This is a genomic window from Microvirga tunisiensis, assembly GCF_009296175.1.
GTDB lineage: Bacteria > Pseudomonadota > Alphaproteobacteria > Rhizobiales > Beijerinckiaceae > Microvirga > Microvirga tunisiensis.
The window spans coordinates 1-1,148 of the sequence record NZ_VOSK01000806.1 but is presented as its reverse complement, the minus strand read 5'-3'; the positions used below and the strand labels follow the sequence as shown (position 1 = coordinate 1,148).

1 pseudogene is annotated in these 1,148 nt (G+C 66.1%); it reads right to left on the bottom strand.

The features are described 5' to 3' along the window. A pseudogene (locus FS320_RS43780) lies at positions 1-1,148 on the bottom strand (NAD(P)/FAD-dependent oxidoreductase); the annotation flags it as partial.

Genomic DNA, 1,148 nt, shown 5'->3' with positions numbered 1-1,148 from the left:
AGACGCCGTTGCAGCCGCAGATTTCTGCATCATCCGGCAAGGCTGCAACGGCCGCCGTAGGGTCCAGGGGAGCGCCTCCGACGTAGGATTGACCGAAAATCAGGGTGTCGCGCAGTTCCGTGACATCCGTCTCCTTGCGCAGGAGATCGAAGAACCAGGACCCGTCACCCGTCTCGCCGTAGAGCACCGCGCCGACGATGCGGTTCTCCTTGAGAACGAGCCGCTTGTAGACACCGCGCGCCGCATCGCGCAGGACGATGTCCTGCCGATCCTTGGCCTCGCCGAAATCGCCAGCCGAGAACAGATCGATGCCGGTGACCTTCAGCTTGGTGGCCGTGACGGAGCCGGTATAGGCGGCGGCCTCGTCGCCGGCGAGCTGCGCGGCGACGACCTTCGCCATTTCGTACAGCGGCGCCACGAGGCCGTAGCAGAGCCCACGATGCTCGACGCATTCGCCGACCGAGAAGATAGCGGCATCGCTCGTGCGCATGTCGTCGCCGACGAGCACGCCCCGGTTGGTCTCGAGCCCCGCCGCTTTCGCCAGCCCCGCATTCGGCCGAATGCCGACGGCCATGACGACGATGTCCGCCGGCAGTTCCGTGGCGTCATCGAGCCGAACCCCGGTGACATGGGTCTCGCCGAGGATCGCGTGGGTATTGGCCTTGCAGCGCACGGCGATGCCGCGGTCCTCGAAGGCCTTCTGCAGCAGGTAGCCGGACGAGGGATCGAGCTGTCGCTCCATCAGGGTCGGCATGAGGTGGAGAACGGTCACCTCCATGCCTTGCGCCTTCAAGCCGCCGCCGCTTCGAGCCCGAGCAGGCCACCGCCGATGACGATGGCGTGTCCACCCTTCTGCGCCGCCTCGAGCATCTTGTTGACGTCGTCGAGGTCGCGATAGGTGACCACGCCCGGCAGGGTAGCGCCGGGAATCGGCACCACGAAGGGCATCGATCCGGTGGCGACGAGGAGCCGGTCGTAATCGGCCGCCGTTCCATCCGCCGCGATCACGCGCCTGGCGGCGCGATCGATCTCGACGACCTGCTTGCCGCGATGGAGCGTGATGCCGTGCGTCTCGTACCAGGCATCGTCATGGATCAGGATGTCTTCATAGGCCTTCTCGCCCGAGAGAACGGGTGAGAGCATGATGC